Here is a 19,083-nt window from a genome sequence, read left to right on the forward strand (position 1 = left end):
CCTTGTCTGAAAGGGTGATGGCACAAGCCGGGATGTCGTCCAGCAGGGCCCTTGGAGAAATTGCCGCCGGAAAAGACCGGTCGGATGCGCGCGTATAGTTGATTTTGACGCCAAAGGAAAGGGGCTACTGCCCGGCCTGGATTTCCGCGGCGATCTGCTTGGCCCATTCGCCGACGATCGGGATAAAGTCGATCTGCGACAGGAAATACACGATCAGCGAGACCAGCACCGTCGCGCCCACCACCGTGCCCAGCCCCATGGCCAGCCCGCGCAGGAAGGCCTGGTGCATCATCCGCAGGGTGGAATTCTGGACGCGGACGAAGCGGTGCCTGTTCAGCCGCGCGACCTCGGTTCGCAGGGCGCGCAGTTCTTCGGTCAGGTCGGTTGTCGGGTCTTCGGGGCGGTCGGGCATGGTGGCGCTCGGGTCAGGCATCTGTCATGCCCGACCCTAGGGGCTGGGCGCCGCGGCGCCAAGCCCGTCCGTCAGGCCGCCGTCAGCGGAAGGCTCATCCCGCTGGCCGGCAGCAGGGAGATCTGCCCCAGATCGAGGCCGGCCGGATCCAACAGTTCCGCCACCGCCTGCCCGTCGAGGGTCAGGATCATGGTGTCAGGATCGTTGGTGTCGGCGCGCAGGCCGAGCGTGGGGGCGGGATGCGCGTGGTCGTCATAGACCACGACCAATTGATCCTCGACCGCATCGAAATCGTCGATCACGGCGGGGCCGTGTCCGGCGATCCAGTCGCCCGTGATGAAGGTATCGGCCCCGGGCCCGCCATTCGCGTTGTCCTGCGCGCCCAGGATCAGCTGATCGCTGCCCACGCTGCCGTTCAGGAAATCAGGCATGACATCGTCCACGATCTCGGACGCGTCGCGGGCGTTCGAGACGCCATAGAGCACGTCGTTGCCCTCGCTGCCGTTGAGGACATCCTGCCCGGTGCCGCCGCTGATCATGTCGTCGCCCGGACCGCCCATGAGGCGGTCTCCGCCGGCGCCGCCGTCCATGTTGTCCGAGCCCTCGCCGCCGATCATCCAGTCGCTGCCCTCATCCCCCTTCATCCAGTCGTTGCCGGAATGGCCGAACAACTCGTCATTGCCGCGGCCGCCCATCAGCGTGTCGTCGCCCAGGTCGCCGTTGAGCTCGTCATCGCCGTCGCCGCCGAACAGGGTGTCGTCGCCCTCGGCGCCGTCGATCAGGTCGTTGCCGCCAGAGCCGTTCAGCGCGTCGTTGTCCTGCGCGCCATGCAGGACATCGTTTCCCCAGGCGCCGAAGAACACGCCGGTGTCCGGGCCGTCCTTGTCGGCGTCATCGCGCATCTCGCTCGTGTCGGTCCCGTCGTCCGTGCCATCGGACCCGATATCCAGATCCAGGAACCCGCTGCCCGCGAATTCGTTCTGGTGGATGTGGTTTTCGCTACTGTCGTCGTCTTCGGGATCGGAATCGAGACGTTCCCCGAACAGCGCGCTGATATCGACGGACGCTCCGATCATCAGCAGCCCTAGAAATCCAGCCATACCCAGCATAACATCACCCCATTGAAGCCCGTCCGACGGGACGGGGCGCTACGTGCCTTAGGCAACATAATACCCCGCGACTCAGGCTCCGCACAGCGCGATCGCGGCCCATGGTTAACGGCCCTTCCGGCCGCGCCGGACTACCCGGCCCGGAACCAGGGCAGGAAGCAGTCCAGCACCGCCTCGGGGTTTTCCTCCATCGCGAAATGGCCGCTGAGGCAGGAGGCGCCTTCCAGCTCGGGCGCCCAGTCCGCCCAGAGCGCGGCGGGGCGTCCGGTGCGCGCGGGAAAGCCGGTCTCGGCCCAGAGGAACTTCATCGCGCAGGGCAGGGTGCGCCCGGCGGCGCGGTCGGCCTCGTCGAGCTGCCGGTCGATGCTGGCGCCCGCGCGGTAATCGGCGCACATGGCGTGGATGCGGGCCGGGTCGCGGGCCTGCCGGCGATAGGCCTCCAGCGCCTCCGCGGCGAAGGCGTCGAGCGATTTCTTCATGGTCCAGCTGCGCAACGTGTGTTCGACATAGTAGACCGGATCGGCGCCGATCAGGGTCTCGGGCATCGGCGCGGGCTGGGCAAGGAAGGTCCAGTGATAGGCCTTCATCGCCAGATCGGCGTTCCAGGCGGCCCAGAAATCGCCGGTGGGGACGATCTCGATGATGCCGAGCCGGCTGACGCGGTTCGGGTGGTCCAGCGCCAGCCGGTAGGTCACCCGCGCCCCCCGGTCATGGCCGAGGATCGCGGCGCGGTCGATCCCCAGCGCGTCCATCAGCCCGACGATGTCGCGCGCCATCTCGCGCTTGGAATAGGCGGTGTGGTCGTCGTCATCGGGCGGCGCGTCGCTGTCGCCATAGCCGCGCAGGTCGGGCACGATGACGTGGAAATGCTCGGCCAGCGCCGGCGCCACGCGGTGCCAGCACATGTGGTTCTGCGGATAGCCGTGCAGCAGGATCAGCGGCGCGCCCTGTCCGCCCTGATGCACCGACAGGTGGATGCCGTTGGTCGCGATGCGCGATTGCGTGAAGCCCGGAATGCCCGATGCCATGATGCCCTCCCTTGCTGCGCGCAGCCTAGGCGGACGCCGCGATCAGGTCCAGCGCTCGGGCTGCTGGGAATAGGCGATATAGAGGGGATGTTTCGGATGCCCCGCCTTGGACAGTCCGAGATGCCAGAGCGGCCGGCCGGTGGCCCGCAGCAAGGCCTCGACCGCCGGGCCGCGGCTCAGGTGTTCGCCGTGGGTGCCCCAGGCGCAGATGATCTGGTCGGCCCAGGGCGCGCTCTCGGCGATGGCGGCGTCGTTCGCGGGGCCCACCGGGTCATCCGCCGCGCGCATCACCCGCGGGTCGGTGGCGCGGAAGGCGAAGATGTTGGTCACCCGGAACGCGCCAAACCCCAGGGCGCGGGCGCGCCGTTCGCAGCGCTCCACCGTGGGGTCGTTCTGCACCTCGGTCGCGGTCGAGGGGTTGAGCATCACGAACAGCGCGCGGCGGCCCTCGGGCTCCCATGTCCGGGTCAGGGTGTAGCGATAGGCCTCGCAATCCGAGTAGACTGCTGTGGAGGCGGCATCGCCCTTCTGGTGGGTGCGCGTGATCATGCCCGCGTTGTGACGCGCCCCCGGCGAATGTTCAACCCTGCGCGGCCTCACCCTCTCCGGGCGCCACGACCGCGTGGCGGTAGAGATGCCATGTGGCATGGCCCAGCACCGGCATCACCACGATCAGCCCCAGGAACAGCGGGATCGACCCCAGCGCCAGCAGCGCCGCGACAATCGCGCCCCAGACGGCGATCACCCCGGGGTTCTTGCGCGCCACCCGGACCGAGGTCGCAACCGCCACCGGCAGCCCGACGTCGCGGTCCAGCAGCAGCGGGAAGGAGACCACGCTGATGACAAGTGCCACCAACGCGAAGAGGAAACCGACCGGCAGGCCGATCGCCATCATCGCGTAGCCCTCGGGCGTGGTCAGGACCGCGCCGACGAAGGCCGTGGCCGAGGCGGGCGCCTCCGGCCCCAGGGTGCGCGCGTAGATCAGGTATGCCGCGAGGATCCAGAGGACGAAAAGCGCCAGCAGATAGGCGGAAAGCACCAGGATCGGTCCCAGCGCGGGGGATCTGAGCACCGCGAAGGCGTCGTTCCACCCCGCGTGGCCGTCGCTTTCCCGCCGCCGGCTCATCTCGTAGAGCCCCAGCGCCGCCACCGGCCCCAGCAGCGCGAAGCCGGAGGCGAGCGGGAACAGATGCGGCAGCAGGTTGGCGTGGAAGGCGACCCAGCTCATCAGCGCGCCGATCGCGGGGTAGAGGGCGCAGATGGCGATCACGTCGCTGCGCATCGCGGCGAAATCCTCGACCCCCTTGCGCAGCGAGTCGCGCAGATCCGACATCTCCAGCGTCCGGACCCCGGGCGGCGCGGTGTCTCCGGCGCTGCGGACCCGGCGCGTGGCGTGCCACAGGTGAATGCCCAGAGCATTGGCGATCCTGCCGCTCCAGGACATCGGGTTTCCTATTGTCGCGACCATGGCTTCCTCCCCATTTCGACCGCAGGTTCCCCGGCGTTTCGCCGGCGACTCACGGGTCAAACGGGGTGGCGCGGCAGAAACGCGGAACGCCTTGCCAAGCCAGGATATCACAAATCGGGCGAAATCGCGCACACAACCGCGAGAGGCCCGCCCGCGCCTACTGGTTGAACACCCGGCTGGGGTGCAACTCGCCGGCGCGGTAGATGCCCACGGCCACCGCCTTGCCCTCGAACGAGGCCCACGCCTCGTCGCCGTATTCGACATCCGAGGTCAGCACCATGCCGGGGTTGCCGTTGCGTAGCCGCGCCGCGCCCTCGGGGGTGCAGCGCAGTTCGGGCAGGTCGGCAAGCCCCTCTTCGAGCGGGCGGATGTAGTCGTCGAGTTCGGGCGTCCTGGCCAGTTCCTCGATCAGCGCCATGCTCACGCCGTCCTCGGCGTCGAAGGGGCCCGACCAGATGCGGCGCAGCTCGCGCACATGGCCGTGGCAGCCCAGCGCCTCGCCCAGGTCTCGGGCGATCGCGCGGACATAGCCGCCCTTGCCGCAGACCATCTCCAGCGTGACATGATCGGCATCGGGGCGCGCGATCATCTCAAGGCTCTCGACATAGAGCGGCCGCGCGGCGATCTCGAACTCCTCGTCCTCGCGCGCCAGTTTGTAGGCGCGCTGACCGTCGATCTTCACCGCCGAGAATTTCGGCGGCACCTGCAGGATGTCGCCCACGAATTGCGGCAGGGCGGCGCGGATCTCGTCATCGCCGGGGCGCGCGTCGCTTTCCGCGATCACCTCGCCCTCGGCATCGTCGGTGTTGGTGGCCTGGCCCAGCCGCACGGTGAAGCGGTAGGCCTTCAGCGCGTCGGTGATATAGGGCACGGTCTTGGTCGCCTCGCCCAGCGCCACGGCCAGAACGCCGGTCGCCTCGGGGTCGAGCGTGCCGGCATGGCCGGCCTTCTTGGCCCCCAGCGCCCAGCGCACCTTGTTGACCACGGCGGTCGAGGTCAGGCCGGCGGGCTTGTCCACCACCAGCCAGCCGGAAATGTCGCGTCCCTTGCGGCTGCGTCCCAATGGGTGTCTCCTGCGGTCTTGCGTAAGGCGGCCCTGCTAGCGAAGCGCGGGCGCCGCGTCAACGGGTCTGCGGTTCCACGACGCCCAGGATCGGCCCCAGCGGCAGGCCGATATCGTGCCGCCCCAGCGCGGGAACGTAGAGGCGCGAGACCTTGCCGTCGAGATAGAGCGCGTCGGGCGTGCCCAGCGCGTCGCGGAACAGGCGGGCGAATTCGTGGAAGGTGACCGGCTCTTCCGAGATCGCCAGCACCAGCGCGCCGTCCGGGCGCACGCCCACCCCGTTGCGGATGAAGCGCGACGTGCCGTCGGGCAGGAAGGCCGGGTGCAGCTCGCCGCCGATCACCAGCATCGGCCCCGATTGCGTGGCGTAGTCGCAGGCGGGCGGGGCGGCGAGATAGGCGCGGGTCTCGATCACCGCGGCGCGGTCCCTGCCCAGGCACAGGATGCCGTTGGGCAGCAGGCCGAAATTGCCGGGGCCGGCGCTGGCGACGGCGCGGTGCTGCTCCTCTCCGTTTTCGACATAGAGGCCGACCGGGCTGCGGTCGGGGTGGAACATGCCGGCATTCATCGCCAGCGCCAGTTCCCGCCCCTCTTCGGCCAGCAGCACGTTCACCCGGTCGAAGGTGCCCAGCACGGTGCCGTCGGGCATGGCACGGAACAGGCGCAGGTCCTCGCCGGCGGGATCGACGATGCAGACGGTGTATTCCAGCCGGTCGTGGCGCAGCGGCGCGCAATCGGCCGCCACCGCCGGCCCCGCCGCCAGCAGCAGAACGGCCGTGGCGATATGCCTAAGCCTCGTCATCCCCCTCGCCGGCCTCGATCTCGCCCTCGATGTCGCGGCGCACCGACTCCTGCGCGAACAGGCGGCGGGTCTCGTCCATCTGGTCGAATGTCTCGTCGATCGCGAAGCGGATCTCGGGCGCGAATTTCAGCGCCATCTTCTTGGCCACCACCCGGCGCAGCTCGGCGCGGTTGCGGCGCAGCGCGGCCAGCGCCTCCTCGGCATGCGCCCCGCCGAGCGGGAGCACATAGGCCGTGGCGACCTTGAGGTCGGGCGAGGTCCGCACCTCGCCCACGGTGATCGACATGCGGTTGAGCTCGGGGTCGTGCACGTCGCCGCGCGCCAGCACCTCCGACAGGGTGCGGCGGATCAGCTCGCCGACGCGGAGCTGGCGCTGCGTGGGCCCGGGCCCGTGTTGAAACTTGTTCTTTGCCATGCCACGCATCTAGGCGATGGCGCGGGCTTTGCCAAGCGCGGCCTGTTCGGCTAGAGGGAAGGCACGCGGGAAATGGAGAGAGCGATGAGCGAACTGCCGGGCATTGTAATCACGGGCGCCTCGGGCCGGATGGGCCAGATGCTGATGCGCACGGTGCTGGAAAGCGGCAAGGCCCGCCTGGTCGGCGCGGTGGAGCGCCCCGGCCACGAGATGCTGGGCCGCGACGTGGGCAGCCTGCTGGGCGAGGGCGATCTGGGCGTGCGGATCACCGACGACCCGCTGGAGGCGATGGCCCGCGCGCAGGCGGTGATCGACTTCACCGCGCCGGCCGCCACCGTGCAATTCGCCGAGATCGCCGCGCAGGCGCGCGCGGTGCATGTCATCGGCACCACCGGCCTGATGCCCGACGACCTGGCGAAGATCAAAGCCGCCGCCCGCCACGCGGTCGTGGTGCGCGCCGGCAACATGAGCCTCGGCGTCAACCTGCTGGTGCAGCTGACGCGCAAGGTGGCCGAGGCGCTGGACGCCGATTACGACATCGAGGTGGTCGAGGCGCATCACCGCCACAAGGTGGACGCACCGTCGGGGACCGCACTGATGCTGGGCGAGGCCGCTGCCGAGGGGCGCGGCGTGCGCCTCGACGAGGTTTCGGACCGCGGCCGCGACGGCATCACCGGCGCACGCGAGCGCGGCCACATCGGGTTTTCCGCGATCCGCGGCGGCGATATCGTGGGCGAGCACGACGTGATTTTCGCCGCCGATGGCGAGCGCATCGTGCTGCGCCATATCGCCACCGACCGGCGTGTCTTCGCCCGCGGCGCGCTGCGCGCCGCGCTCTGGGGGCAGGACATGCACCCGGGCGAATACGACATGGTGGACGTGCTGGGGCTCTGAGCGATCCGGGCGCGGGGCATCCGTCCTGCGCGGCGCTCAGAAATCGACGGCGATGCCCTTCTTCTCCCAGTCGCCGTAGCGCACCGGTTCGGGCCCGTCGCGGCCGCCCAGCTCGGTCGGCAGCTCCAGCTCTTTTGCCTTCTTCCGACGCTCCTCGGCCTCGGCGAGGGCGCGCTGGGCGGCGGGGGGCAGGTCTTTGCGGGGCTCGTCGCTCATGGGGCTGTCCTTGTGCGGAATGCGGCCTTGATATACGGCAGGCGGATGGTTCGGCAAGGTTGGGATCCCAGATGGCGCAGAAGGTAGACCCGGTTCGGCTGGCGGCGGTGCAGCTGCTGCACGAGGTGCTGGAAGAGCATCGCCCGATGGCCGAACTGACAGGCGAGGACGGTCCGCTGGCCGGGCTGGAGCCCTCGGGCCGCGCCCGCGCGCAGCGGCTGGCGCTGTCGACGCTGCGCCATGCCGGCCGCGCCGACGCCGTGCTCAAGCCGCTGCTGCGCAAGCACCCGCCGGAGGACGTGCGCCTCGTGCTGCGCCTCGCGGTGGTCGAGATGCTGGAGGAGGGCGCGGCGCCGCACGGCGTGGTGAACGCCGCCGTCGATCTGCTGCGGCTGCACCCTCAGACCGGGCCGCTGGCGGGGCTCGCCAACGCGGTGCTGCGCAAGGTGGGCGAGATGCCGCGCGCGGAGTGGGAGGCGCTGCCGCCCGCCCGCATGCCCGGCTGGCTGCGCGGGCGGCTGGAAAGCAGGCTGGGCCGCGCCGGCGTGCTGGCGCTGGAGGCCGCTCATGCGGCCGGCGCGCCGCTGGACCTGACGCCGAGGGACGGCGACGCCGAGGCGCTGGCCGCGCGGGTGGGGGGCGTGGCCCTGCCCACCGGCTCGGTCCGGGTCGCGGCATCGGCGCAGGTCTCGGCCCTGCCGGGCTATGCGGAGGGCGCATGGTGGGTGCAGGACGCCGCTGCCGCCCTGCCCGCGCGCATCCTCGCCCCGCGGAAGGGCGAACGCATCGCCGATCTCTGCGCCGCGCCGGGCGGCAAGACCATGCAGCTGGCCGCCGCGGGCGCCGAGGTGACGGCGCTCGACATCTCCAGGCCCCGGCTGAAGCGGCTGGAGGAAAACCTCGCCCGCACCGGGCTGACCGCCGAGGTCGTCGCCGCCGACCTGCTGAGCTGGCAGCCCGCGCCCTTCGACGCGATCCTGCTGGACGCGCCCTGCTCGGCCACCGGCACCATCCGCCGCCATCCCGACCTGCCCTTCGCCAAGTCGGGCAAGGAGATCAAGCCGCTCTTTGCCCTTCAGGCGCAGATGCTGGACCACGCGCTGGGCCTGCTGAAACCCGGCGGGCGGCTGGTGTTCTGCACCTGCTCGCTGCTGCCCGAGGAGGGCGAGGAGCAGCTGAAATCGGTGCTGGAACGGCACGGCGACATCGCCGTCGACATCGACGCGCTGGACCGCCCCGGCATCGAGGCGGGCTGGCGCGACGATCTTGGCGGGCTGCGCCTGCGCCCGGATTTCTGGGCCGCGCGCGGCGGCATGGACGGGTTCTACATCTTCGCGCTGCGCAAAACGGGCTGACACCGGGCGGACCCGGCGGTATGGTCGCGTCCAAGGCAGACCCCGCGCGAGAGCAGACCCGACACATGGCAGGCGCCTCCCGACAGCAAAGCTGGCACGCCCGGCGCGGCCGCTGGATGAACCGGCTGCATGCGCGGCTCAGCACGCTGGCGCGCCCCGCGACCGGCTTCGTCTCGCAGCCCGAGCCGCGCACCATCGGCAGCTTCGCCCGCGGCAAGCAGCTGATCGCGGGCAATTTCCTCTTCGCCGGCTACCTGGTCGAGGCGCCGGGCACCGCGATCTGGGATCTGCCCATGCCCGCGCCGGCCTTCGAGGACGCGCTGCACGGATTCACCTGGCTCGACGATCTCGCCGCGGTGGGCGATCACGCCGCGCGCAGCCGCGCGCAGGACTGGACGATGGGCTGGATCGCGCGCCACGGCAGCGGCCGCGGTCCCGGCTGGTCGCCCGATCTGACCGGCCGGCGCATGATCCGCTGGATCAACCACGCGCTGTTCCTGCTGGCGGCGCAGGACAAGGCGGGATCGGAGGCGTATTTCCGTTCGCTCGGGCAGCAGACGATCTTTCTCAGCCGCCGCTGGGCGGCCGCCGCCCCCGGCCTGCCGCGCTTCGAGGCGCTGACCGGGCTGATCTATGCCGGGCTGACGCTGGAGGGCATGGACCGCCACGTCGCCCCGGCCACCCGCGCGCTGGCCCGCGAATGCCGCCAGCAGATCGGCGCCGAGGGCGGTATTCCCACCCGCAACCCCGAGGAACTGCTGGAGGTGTTCACCCTGCTGACCTGGGCGGCCTCGGTGCTGTCGGACGCGGGGCGGGTCTCGGCCAAGGATCACATCCGCGCGATCGAGCGCATCGCCCCCACCCTGCGTGCCCTGCGCCACGCCGACGGCGGGCTTGCGCGCTTTCACGGCGGCGGGCGCGGGATCGAGGGGCGGCTCGATCAGGCGCTGGCGGCCTCGGGGGTGCGGGCCACGGCCAACACCGGGCTCGCCATGGGCTACGCGCGGCTGTCGGCCGGGCGCACCAGCGTGATCGTCGATGCCTCGGCCCCGCCGGCGGCGCCGGTTTCGCAGAACGCCCATGCCTCGACCCTGGCCTTCGAACTGACCTCCGGGCGCCGGCCGGTGGTGGTCAATTGCGGCTCGGGCGTGAGTTTCGGCGAGGACTGGCGGCGCGCCGGCCGCGCCACGCAGAGCCATTCGACGCTGGCGATCGAGGGCTATTCCTCGTCCCGGCTGGGGGCCCGGCGGTTGACCGGCGCGCAGCAGCGCGAGCTGCTGGTCGAGGCCCCGCGCGAGGTCGGCGTGCAGCAGAGCGCCGGGCAGGAGGGCTGTAGCCTCACGGCCTGGCACGACGGCTACGCCCGCACCCACGGGCTGATCCATGCGCGCCGGCTCGACCTCAGCTTCGACGGGCGGTCGCTGCGCGGCGAGGACACGCTGGGGGCGTTTTCCGATGACGACCGGACGGCCTTCGACCGGGCGATGGACCGGGTGCGGCTGCAGGGGATCCCCTATGCGGTGCGCTTCCACCTCTACCCTGATGTCGATGCCGAGATCGACATGGGCGGGGCCGCCGTCTCGCTGGCGCTCAAGTCCGGCGAGATCTGGGTGTTCCGCCACGACGGCCATGCCCAGCTGCATCTCGAACCCAGCGTCTACCTAGAAAAAGGCCGGTTGAAACCGCGCGCCACCAAGCAGATCGTGTTGTCGTCGCGGGTGGTGGATTATGCCGCACAGGTCAACTGGACCCTTGCAAAAGCGCAGGAAACCCCGCAAGGGCTGCGCGATCTCGTGATGGATGAAGAGCCCGGCATGCCGGGCTGAGCGATAAGACAGGATGAGAAAATGACCGATCTCGTGCCGCTGCGCCGCGCGCTGCTTTCCGTTTCCGACAAGACCGGGCTGGTGGAACTGGGCACTGCCCTGGCCGCCCGTGGGGTCGAGTTGCTGTCGACCGGCGGCACCGCGCAGGCGCTGCGCGAGGCCGGCCTCGACGTGCGCGACGTGGCCGAGGTGACCGGCTTCCCCGAGATGATGGACGGCCGGGTCAAGACGCTGCACCCGATGGTGCATGGCGGCCTGCTGGCGCTGCGCGACAACCCCGCCCACGCCGCCGCGATGGCCGAGCACGGCATCGGCCCGATCGACCTGCTGGTGGTCAACCTCTACCCGTTCGAGGCGACCGTGGCCAAGGGCGCCGACTACGACACCTGCATCGAGAACATCGACATCGGCGGGCCCGCGATGATCCGCGCCGCGGCCAAGAACCACGCCTTCGTCAACGTGGTCGTGGACGTGCAGGATTACGACGCCCTGCTGGCCGAGCTGGAGGCCAATGGTGGCGAGACCAGCTATGCCTTCCGCCAGGCCCTCGCCCTGACCGCCTATTCGCGCACCGCCGCCTATGACGCGGCCGTGTCGGCCTGGATGGCCCGCGCGCTGGACGAGCCCGCGCCGCGCCGCCGCGCCTTTGCGGGCACTCTGGCCCAGACCCTGCGCTATGGCGAGAACCCGCACCAGAAGGCGGCCTTCTACGTCGACGGCACGAACCGCCCGGGCGTGGCGACCGCCGTGCAGCATCAGGGCAAGGAGCTGTCCTACAACAACATCAACGACACCGACGCCGCGTTCGAGCTGGTGGCGGAGTTCGACCCGGCGGATGCCGCGGCCTGCGCCATCATCAAGCACGCCAACCCCTGCGGCGTGGCGCGTGGCGCGACGCAGCTTGAGGCCTACAAGGCGGCCTTCGACTGCGACCGCACCTCGGCCTTTGGGGGCATCGTCGCCTTCAACCAGCCGCTGGAGGCCGAAACCGCCGAGGAGATCACCAATATCTTCACCGAAGTTGTGATCGCGCCCGGCGCATCGGAGGAGGCAAAGAGTATTTTTGCCAAGAAGAAGAACCTGCGCCTGCTGACCACCGAGGCGCTGCCCGACGTGACGGCCGGCGGTCTGACCGTGCGACAGGTCGCGGGCGGGCTGCTGGTGCAGGACAAGGACAACGGCTTCGTCGGGCTCGACGATCTGAAGGTGGTGACCAGGAAGGCCCCGACCGAGAAGCAGATGCGCGACCTGCTGTTCGCCTGGAAGGTGGCCAAGCACGTCAAGTCCAACGCCATCGTCTATGTCAAGGACGGCGCCACCGTGGGCGTCGGCGCGGGCCAGATGAGCCGGGTCGATTCGGCGATGATCGCCGCCAAGAAGGCCGAGCGCATGGCCGAGGCGCTGGGCCTGCCCCAGCCGCTGACCATCGGCTCGGCGGTGGCCTCGGACGCGTTCTTCCCCTTCCCCGACGGGCTGCTCGAGGCGGCGGCGGCGGGCGCGACCTGCGTGATCCAGCCCGGCGGCTCGATGCGTGACGACGAGGTCATCGCGGCGGCCGACGAGGCGGGTCTGGCGATGGTCTTCACCGGCATGCGCCATTTCCGGCACTGAACCCGTCATGCGGCGGCTGGCATCCTGGGCCTTCGCGGTCTTCGTGCTCGACCAGGCCAGCAAATGGGCCGTGGTCTACGGGCTCGGCCTGCGCGAACGCGGCGCGATCGAGGTGCTGCCGCCGCTGCTGAACTTTCGCATGGCGTGGAACCGGGGCGTGAATTTCGGCCTGCTGTCGAACGGCGCCGAGATCATGCGCTGGGTTCTGGTGGCGGTCGCGGCCGCGATCAGCCTCTGGGTCGTCTGGTGGGTGCGGCGCGAGGGCGCCCGCCCGCTGGCGCAGATCTCGGCCGGGCTGCTGGTGGGCGGTGCGCTGGGCAATGCGCTGGACCGGATCGTCTGGGGCGCGGTCGCGGATTTCCTCAACATGTCCTGCTGCGGCATCGACAACCCGTTTTCCTTCAACGTGGCCGATATCGCGATCTTCGTCGGCGCGATCGGGCTGATCGCCTTCACCGGCGGGAAGAAGACCCCGTGACGCGCCCCGCACCTTGCGTTAAAGAGGGCGGGGACTGGGCTAGGGAGGCGTGAATGCGGTCCGCGCGCGTGCTGATTGTGATCTCGATGGTGGCGGGGCTGGGCCTGTCGGCCTGCTCGCGCGGCAAAGAGCCCGAGCTGATGAACATCCGTGCCAGCAAGCGCACGCCGGACGAGTTCCTGATCCTGCCCAACAAGCCGGTGGAGATCCCCAAGGATCTGGCCGCGCTGCCCGAGCCGACGCCGGGTGGCTCGAACCGGGTGGACCCGACCCCGCATGAGGATGCCGTGGCTGCTCTGGGCGGCAACCCCGCCCGTCTGACCGCGAGCGGCGCGCCGCGCGCCGATGGCGGGCTGATCGCCCATGCCGCGCGCTTCGGCGTGGCCTCGGGCATCCGCCAGACGCTGGCCGCCGAGGACCTGGAGTTCCGCCGCCGCAACGATGGCCGCCTGCTGGAGCGCTGGTTCAACGTCAACGTCTACTACAAGGCCTATCGCAAGCAGTCGCTCGACCAGCATGCCGAGCTGTGGCGCTGGCGCCGCGCCGGGGCGCGCACCGTGGGCGCGCCGCCCGAGGGCGTAACCGCCGAGGACAACTGAGTCCCGCTCACATCCGCGTAACCCCGGGTTGAACCCGCGCCACTTTGGCGTAGCTTCAGGCCAAGCCTGTCTCACGGAGGACCGCCCATGCTGCGCCGTCTTGGCCTGTGCCTGATCCTTGCCCTTGCCGCCGCCCTGCCGGCCCGGGCCGATGAGGTCACCAGCTTTACCCTCGATAACGGCATGGAGGTGGTGGTGATCGAGGATCACCGCGCGCCGGTCGCCGTGCACATGGTCTGGTACCGCGTCGGCGCCGCGGACGAGCCCGCCGGCCACTCCGGCATCGCGCATTTCCTGGAGCACCTGATGTTCAAGGGGACGGAGGCGTTTCCCGCCGGCAGGTTTTCGGAGCTGGTGGAGGCCAATGGCGGGTCGGACAACGCCTTCACCTCCTGGGATTACACCGCCTATTTCCAGCGCGTCGCCGCCGACCGGCTGGACCTGATGATGGAGATGGAGGCCGATCGCATGACCGGCCTGCGCCTGTCCGAGGAGGATGTGAGCACCGAGCGTGGCGTGATCCTGGAGGAGCGCAACCAGCGCACAGAGAACAGCGCCGGCGCGCTGTTCGGCGAGGAGCGGCGCGCGGCGCAATACATGAACCACCCCTACGGCGTGCCGATCATCGGCTGGAAGCACGAGATCGAGCTGCTGTCGCGCGAGAATGCGTTGGGCTTTTACCGGACCTTCTACGCGCCAAACAACGCCATCCTCGTGGTCGCGGGCGACGTGGACCCCGACGAGGTGCGCGCGTTGGCCGAAAAACACTACGGGCCGATCCCGGCCAACCCCGATCTGGCGCCCCGCGCCCGCCCGCAGGAACCGCCGCAGCGGGCCGAGCGCCGCCTCGCCTTTGCCGATCCGCGGGTGGCGCAGCCCTATGTGATGCGGACCTACCTCGCGCCCGAGCGCGACCCCGGTGACCAGCGCGAGGCGGCGGCGCTGAGCTACCTGGCGGAGCTGTTGGGCGGCGAGGGGGCGACGTCGTTCCTCGGCACCAAGCTGACCTTCGAGAGCCAGACCGCGCTGTTCACGTCGGCCTTCTATGACGGGCTGTCGCTGGACGACACGACCTTCGGCCTCGTCGTCGCCCCGGCCGAGGGCGTCAGCCTGCAACAGGCCGAGGACGCGCTGGACGCGGCGCTGGCCGAATTCATGGCGCAGGGCGTGGACGAGGAGCTTTTCGCCAGCCTCAAGATGCAGCGCCGCGCCGCCGACATCTACGCCCGCGACAACATCCAGGGCCTTGCGCAACGCTATGGCGAGGCGCTGGCCGTGGGCATGAGCATCGAGGACGTGCAGGGCTGGCCCGAGATCCTGCAACAGGTCACCCCCGAGGACGTGATGGCCGCCGCCCGCCGCCTGTTCGACCGCGACCGCGCCGTCACCGGCTGGCTGATGCGCGAAGCCCCGCAGGAGATCACCCAATGATCCGTCTCGCCCACGCCCTGATCCTGACCCTCGCGATGGCGCTGCCGCTGCGTGCGGAGGTGGAGATCCAGGAGGTCACCTCGCCCGGCGGCATCGACGCCTGGCTGGTCGAAAGCCACGAGATCCCGATGCTGGCGCTGGAGATCCGTTTCCGCGGCGGGGCCAGCCTCGACGCGCCGGGCAAGCGCGGCGCGATCAACCTGATGACTGGGCTGCTGGAAGAGGGCGCCGGCGACATGGATGCCCGCGCCTTCGCCGCCGCCCGCGACGGGCTGGCCGCCGATATCGGCTTCGACGTGGGCGCCGACATGCTGTCGGTCTCGGTCCGCGCCCTGACCGAGAACCGCGATCAGGTGATGGCGCTGCTGCGCCTCGCCCTGCACGAGCCGCGCTTCGACGCCGACGCGATCGAGCGGGTGCGCGGCCAGGTCCTGTCGATCATCCGATCGGATGAAAAGGATCCCGACACCATCGCCGCGCGGACCTTCGACCGGCTGGCCTTCGGCGACCATCCCTATGGCAGCTCGCTCAACGGCACGCCGGACAGCGTGGCGGCGCTTACCCGCGACGATCTGGTGGAGGCCAAGGCCCGCGTCATGGCGCGCGACCGGCTGATCGTCTCCGCGGTGGGCGACATCACCGCCGGGGAGCTGGGCGCGCTGCTCGACGGCCTGTTCGAGGGCCTGCCCGAGACCGGCGCGCCGATGCCGCCGCAGGCGGAGTTCGCGCTCAAGGGCGGGGTGACCGTGGTGCCCTTCGACACGCCGCAGGCGGTGGCGGTGTTCGGCCATGAGGGGCTGAAGCGCGACGACCCGGATTTCATCACCGCCTATGTGCTGAACGAGGTGTTGGGCGCGGGTGGCTTCACCTCGCGGCTGATGACCGAGGTGCGCGAGAAGCGCGGCCTGACCTACGGCGTCTATTCCTATATCTACCCGATGGACCACGCGGCGCTGATGCTGGGGCAGGTGGCCTCGGCCAACGACCGCGTGGCCGAGGCGATCGAGGTGATCCGGGCCGAATGGCAAAAGGCCGCGACCGAGGGCCTGACCGAGGAGGAGCTGGCGGCGGTCAAGACCTATCTCACCGGCGCCTATCCGCTGCGCTTCGACGGCAACGGCCCGATCGCGCGCATCCTGACGGGGATGCAACTGGACGGCCTGTCGCCGGATTACGTCAGGACCCGCAATGCGATGATCGAGGCCGTGACGCTGGAGGATATCCGTCGCGTGGCGGGCGAATTGCTGAACCCCGACGGGTTGCATTTCGTGGTGGTGGGACGGCCCGCGGGGCTGGAGAGCACCCACTAGCCCCCCTGTTCGAATCGGGATCGGGCGTGCTAATCCTAGTAGGATGAACACGCCCAGCCCCAACATAAGCGCAGATCGGCCGGTAATCCGGCAGCTCGACGAGGCCGCGATCAACCGCATCGCCGCCGGCGAGGTGGTCGAACGCCCGGCCTCCGCGGTCAAGGAGCTGGTGGAGAACGCGCTGGACGCGGGCGCGCGGCGGATCGAGGTCGCGTTCGCCGATGGCGGCAAGACGCTGATCCGGGTGCGCGACGACGGGCACGGCATGGCGGGCGAGGATCTGCCGCTGGCGCTGTCGCGCCACGCCACGTCCAAGATTGACGGCTCCGACCTGCTGGACATCCATACCTTCGGTTTTCGGGGCGAGGCGCTGCCGTCGCTGGGCGCGGTGGGGCGGCTGACCATCACCTCGCGCGCCGGGGCCGAGGCCGCGCAGATCACCGTGGCCGGCGGGCAGATGAGCGCGGTGAAGCCGGCGGCCCTGAGCCGGGGCACCGTGGTCGAACTGCGCGATCTGTTCTACGCCACCCCCGCGCGGCTGAAATTCCTGCGTTCCGACCGCGCCGAGACGCAGGCCATCGCCGATGTCATCAAGCGGCTGGCGATGGCCGAGCCTTTCGTCAGCTTCACCCTGCGCGATGTCTCGGGCGGGGGCGAGGGGCGCGTCGCCTTCCGCGCCGATGCCGAGACCGGCGATTTGTTCGACGCGCTGCACGGGCGGCTCGCGCGCATTCTCGGCGCCGATTTCGCCGAGAACGCCCTGCCCATCGACGCCACCCGCGAGGGGCTGAGCCTGACCGGCTACGCCGCCCTGCCCACCTATTCGCGCGGCTCCTCGGTGGCGCAATACCTGTTCGTCAACGGCCGCCCGGTGAAGGACAAGATGCTGATCGGCGCGCTGCGCGGGGCCTACGCCGATTTCCTCAGCCGCGACCGGCACCCGGCCGCGGTGCTGTTTCTCGAATGCGACCCGCATCTGGTGGACGTGAACGTTCACCCGGCCAAGGCCGAGGTGCGGTTCCGCGATCCGGGGCTGGCGCGCGGGCTGATCGTCTCGGCCCTGCGCCACGCGCTGGCCGGGGCCGGGCACCGCGCCTCGACCACCGTGGCCGGCGCCACGCTGGGCGCCTTCCGGCCCGAGCCTGGGGGCGCGGCCCGCGTCTACCAGATGGACCGGCCCTCGCCCGGCGCGCTCGCCTCCGGCTACAGGGCGCAGGCGCCTCTGATGCCCGTGCAGGCCCCCGGCTTCGCCGAGGCCGCCGCGCCCTCGGCCCGGGTCGAGGAGGCGGTGGACATGGCCGCCGACGACCTGCCGCTGGGCGCCGCCCGCGCGCAGGTGCATGAGAACTACATCATCGCCCAGACCGCCGATGGCATCGTCATCGTAGACCAGCATGCCGCGCATGAGCGGCTGGTCTACGAAAGGCTCAAGCGCCAGATGGCCGAGAACGGCGTCGCCAGCCAGGCCCTGCTGATCCCCGAAATCGTGGATCTGTCGGAGGGCGACTGCGCCCGGCTGATGGAACATGCCGACAACCTCGCCCGCCTCGGGCTGGCGCTGGAGCCCTTCGGCGGCGGCGCGGTGGCGGTGCGCGAGACGCCCGCCATCCTGGGCGAGATCAACGCCGGCGCGTTGCTGCGCGACATCCTCGACGAGTTGGACGATCTCGGCGACAGCCAGATCGTGCAGGAAAAGATCGAGGCGATCCTGAGCCGCGTCGCCTGCCACGGCTCCATCCGCTCCGGGCGCCGGATGCGCGCGGACGAGATGAACGCGCTCCTGCGCGAGATGGAGGCGACGCCGCATTCCGGGCAGTGCAACCACGGTCGGCCCACCTATGTGGAGCTGAAACTCTCCGATATCGAAAGGCTGTTCGGGCGCACATGAACGAGATTTCCGGGCAGAGCTATTCGCTGAACGATCCACTGGTGCTGGCCGCGCTTTTGGCGGTGGGGGCGTTCCTGCTGGTGGTGATCCTGCTGGTCGTCACCCTCAACCGCGCCGGCCGCTCGGCCGCCGCGGCCGAGCCGCTGATCTACCAGATGAACCAGCTCGGCCAGCGGGTGCAGATGCTCTCGGATGGGCAGCAGCAGCTGTCAGGGGGCCTGACCCATGTCTCCGAGGCGCAGGCCGCCAGCCAGGCCAACATGCTGAAGCTGATGGAAAGCCGCCTGCAGCAGGTGACCGAGCAGATGAACCAGAACCTGCACGGCTCGGCCCGGCGGACGGCGCAGTCGCTCGGCGAGCTGCAGCAGAGGCTGCAGACCATCGACAAGGCCCAGGCCAATATCGAGAAGCTCTCGGGCGACGTGCTCAGCCTGCAGGACATCCTGTCCAACAAGCAGACCCGCGGCGCCTTCGGCGAGATCCAGCTCAACGACATCGTGTCCAAGGCGCTGCCCTCGGACAGCTACGCGCTGCAGGCCACGCTGTCGAACGGGCGGCGGGCGGATTGCCTGATCCACCTGCCGAACCCGCCGGGGCCGATCGTGGTGGACAGCAAGTTCCCGCTGGAGGCCTACGAGGCGCTGCGCCGGGCATCGACGCAAGCCGAGCTGAACGAGGCGGCGCGGATGCTGCGCACTTCGGTCCGGGGTCATATCAAGGCGATTTCCGATCGCTACATCATCGAGGGAGAGACCGCCGACGGCGCGCTGATGTTCCTGCCGTCCGAGGCCGTCTATGCCGAACTGCACGCCAATTTCCCCGAACTGGTGCGCGAAGGCTTTGCCGCGCGGGTCTGGATCGTGTCGCCCACCACCTGCATGGCCACGCTGAACACCATGCGCGCGATCCTCAAGGACGCCCGCATGCGCGCGCAGGCCGGCGCCATCCGCAAGGAGCTGGCGCTGCTTTACGCCGATGTTGACCGGCTGGGCACGCGGGTTGAAAACCTCGACAAGCATTTCCACCAGGCGTCGAAGGACATCTCCGAGATCAAGATCTCGGCGGAAAAGGCCGGGCGCCGGGCCCAGCGGCTGGACAATTTCGATTTCGAGGAACTGGCGCCCGATACCGCAGAGCGCGTGGTGCCGCTCAACTCGCCGAAGGTGTGAGCCCCGTGG

At 70.1% G+C, this 19,083-nt stretch carries 19 protein-coding genes; 10 read left to right on the forward strand and 9 right to left on the reverse strand.

What is annotated here, in order from left to right; genetic code table 11:
* Positions 1–124: 124 nt before the first annotated feature.
* The 8 genes from KCI33_RS01740 to rbfA all read right to left on the reverse strand — a co-directional run bounded on the left by KCI33_RS01740 (position 125) and on the right by rbfA (position 6,297).
* Entirely contained in the window at positions 125–433 is a 309-nt protein-coding gene (locus KCI33_RS01740; RefSeq protein ID WP_249138834.1) for a DUF5665 domain-containing protein, read from the reverse strand.
* 50 nt (positions 434–483) lie between these two features.
* Positions 484–1,512 (reverse strand): calcium-binding protein, encoded by a 1,029-nt coding sequence (locus tag KCI33_RS01745; RefSeq protein ID WP_212523020.1) that lies wholly within the window; start codon positions 1,510–1,512, stop codon positions 484–486.
* Positions 1,513–1,652: 140 nt separating this feature from the next.
* Positions 1,653–2,549 (reverse strand): alpha/beta hydrolase, encoded by an 897-nt coding sequence (locus KCI33_RS01750; protein ID WP_212523021.1) that lies wholly within the window; start codon positions 2,547–2,549, stop codon positions 1,653–1,655.
* A gap of 42 nt (positions 2,550–2,591) precedes the next feature.
* Complete coding sequence (locus KCI33_RS01755; protein WP_212523022.1) at positions 2,592–3,098, reverse strand: DUF1643 domain-containing protein; 507 nt, start codon at positions 3,096–3,098, stop codon at positions 2,592–2,594.
* Positions 3,099–3,129: 31 nt separating this feature from the next.
* Entirely contained in the window at positions 3,130–4,017 is an 888-nt protein-coding gene (locus tag KCI33_RS01760) for a DUF2189 domain-containing protein (RefSeq protein WP_212523023.1), read from the reverse strand.
* Positions 4,018–4,174: 157 nt separating this feature from the next.
* A complete protein-coding gene (truB, locus tag KCI33_RS01765; RefSeq protein WP_212523024.1) occupies positions 4,175–5,080 on the reverse strand; it encodes a tRNA pseudouridine(55) synthase TruB in 906 nt (301 codons plus the stop codon).
* A 58-nt stretch (positions 5,081–5,138) separates the two neighbouring features.
* Positions 5,139–5,882 carry a phosphodiester glycosidase family protein gene (locus tag KCI33_RS01770; RefSeq protein WP_212523025.1) on the reverse strand — a complete coding sequence of 248 codons (744 nt, stop codon included), beginning with the start codon at positions 5,880–5,882 and terminating at the stop codon, positions 5,139–5,141.
* Positions 5,869–6,297 carry a 30S ribosome-binding factor RbfA gene (gene rbfA / locus KCI33_RS01775; protein ID WP_212523026.1) on the reverse strand — a complete coding sequence of 143 codons (429 nt, stop codon included), beginning with the start codon at positions 6,295–6,297 and terminating at the stop codon, positions 5,869–5,871. Before rbfA ends, KCI33_RS01770 begins: the two co-directional genes overlap by 14 nt.
* Positions 6,298–6,381: 84 nt before the next feature.
* Between rbfA and dapB the strand changes: the two genes are divergently transcribed.
* Positions 6,382–7,191 carry a 4-hydroxy-tetrahydrodipicolinate reductase gene (dapB, locus tag KCI33_RS01780; protein ID WP_212523027.1) on the forward strand — a complete coding sequence of 270 codons (810 nt, stop codon included), beginning with the start codon at positions 6,382–6,384 and terminating at the stop codon, positions 7,189–7,191.
* Between the two features lie 36 nt (positions 7,192–7,227).
* On the opposite strand, the gene KCI33_RS01785 is transcribed toward dapB, so the two are convergent.
* On the reverse strand, positions 7,228–7,407 hold the full coding sequence (locus tag KCI33_RS01785) for a DUF1674 domain-containing protein (RefSeq protein WP_212523028.1): 180 nt from the start codon (positions 7,405–7,407) through the stop codon (positions 7,228–7,230).
* A gap of 71 nt (positions 7,408–7,478) precedes the next feature.
* On the opposite strand from KCI33_RS01785, the gene KCI33_RS01790 reads away from it, so the two are divergent.
* From KCI33_RS01790 to rmuC, 9 genes are all read left to right on the forward strand, one after another.
* The gene (locus tag KCI33_RS01790) at positions 7,479–8,762 is read left to right on the forward strand and encodes a transcription antitermination factor NusB (RefSeq protein WP_212523029.1); all 1,284 of its coding nucleotides are present in this window, start codon (positions 7,479–7,481) and stop codon (positions 8,760–8,762) included.
* A 65-nt stretch (positions 8,763–8,827) separates the two neighbouring features.
* A complete protein-coding gene (locus KCI33_RS01795) occupies positions 8,828–10,588 on the forward strand; it encodes a heparinase II/III family protein (protein ID WP_249138835.1) in 1,761 nt (586 codons plus the stop codon).
* Positions 10,589–10,609: 21 nt separating this feature from the next.
* Positions 10,610–12,199 carry a bifunctional phosphoribosylaminoimidazolecarboxamide formyltransferase/IMP cyclohydrolase gene (purH, locus tag KCI33_RS01800; RefSeq protein ID WP_212523030.1) on the forward strand — a complete coding sequence of 530 codons (1,590 nt, stop codon included), beginning with the start codon at positions 10,610–10,612 and terminating at the stop codon, positions 12,197–12,199.
* Positions 12,200–12,206: 7 nt separating this feature from the next.
* The gene (gene lspA, locus KCI33_RS01805; protein WP_212523031.1) at positions 12,207–12,677 is read left to right on the forward strand and encodes a signal peptidase II; all 471 of its coding nucleotides are present in this window, start codon (positions 12,207–12,209) and stop codon (positions 12,675–12,677) included.
* A gap of 53 nt (positions 12,678–12,730) precedes the next feature.
* A complete protein-coding gene (locus KCI33_RS01810; protein WP_212523032.1) occupies positions 12,731–13,276 on the forward strand; it encodes a DUF3035 domain-containing protein in 546 nt (181 codons plus the stop codon).
* 87 nt (positions 13,277–13,363) lie between these two features.
* Positions 13,364–14,707, forward strand: coding sequence for a pitrilysin family protein (locus KCI33_RS01815; RefSeq protein ID WP_212523033.1), 1,344 nt, complete (start codon positions 13,364–13,366; stop codon positions 14,705–14,707).
* Positions 14,704–16,017, forward strand: a complete 1,314-nt coding sequence (locus KCI33_RS01820; protein WP_212523034.1) for a pitrilysin family protein — start codon at positions 14,704–14,706, stop codon at positions 16,015–16,017. The genes KCI33_RS01815 and KCI33_RS01820 overlap by 4 nt, the downstream gene beginning before the upstream one ends.
* A 43-nt stretch (positions 16,018–16,060) precedes the next feature.
* Positions 16,061–17,905, forward strand: a complete 1,845-nt coding sequence (mutL, locus tag KCI33_RS01825; RefSeq protein WP_212523035.1) for a DNA mismatch repair endonuclease MutL — start codon at positions 16,061–16,063, stop codon at positions 17,903–17,905.
* Entirely contained in the window at positions 17,902–19,074 is a 1,173-nt protein-coding gene (gene rmuC, locus KCI33_RS01830; RefSeq protein ID WP_212523036.1) for a DNA recombination protein RmuC, read from the forward strand. The genes mutL and rmuC overlap by 4 nt, the downstream gene beginning before the upstream one ends.
* Positions 19,075–19,083 lie beyond the last annotated feature (9 nt).

The organism is Actibacterium sp. MT2.3-13A, assembly GCF_018139985.1.
GTDB lineage: Bacteria > Pseudomonadota > Alphaproteobacteria > Rhodobacterales > Rhodobacteraceae > JAGSOU01.